1 pseudogene is annotated in these 255 nt (G+C 54.1%); it reads left to right on the top strand.

The window, feature by feature from the left end:
* Nucleotides 1-255: pseudogene (locus FCL47_RS24665) on the top strand (thiolase family protein); the annotation flags it as partial.

Below are 255 nucleotides of genomic sequence, written 5' to 3'. Positions count from 1 at the left end.
CCAAATGGCAGGGCAGCTTTGCCAATCAAAATTCCATCGTTTTGGGGGCTGAAACGGCTAAACGCTGGCTCGCCTCCAAAGGCTGGGAAGCGTCGATGTTCGACTATACCTACCACGGCATGACGCAACCGCAGAATCAGAGCTTTTATGGATCAACCTGGGCCGGCACGATGATGGGTTCACAGGTTCCAGGTGTGACCATCATGCAAGCCTGTTCCACGTCCACAACATGTATCAACCTTGCGGCTCTGGCTG

The sequence above is a fragment of the Desulfopila sp. IMCC35006 genome, assembly GCF_005116645.1.
Lineage (GTDB): Bacteria > Desulfobacterota > Desulfobulbia > Desulfobulbales > Desulfocapsaceae > Desulforhopalus_A.
The sequence above is the reverse complement of the archived record's forward strand: the minus strand, read 5'-3'. Positions and strand labels throughout refer to the sequence as shown.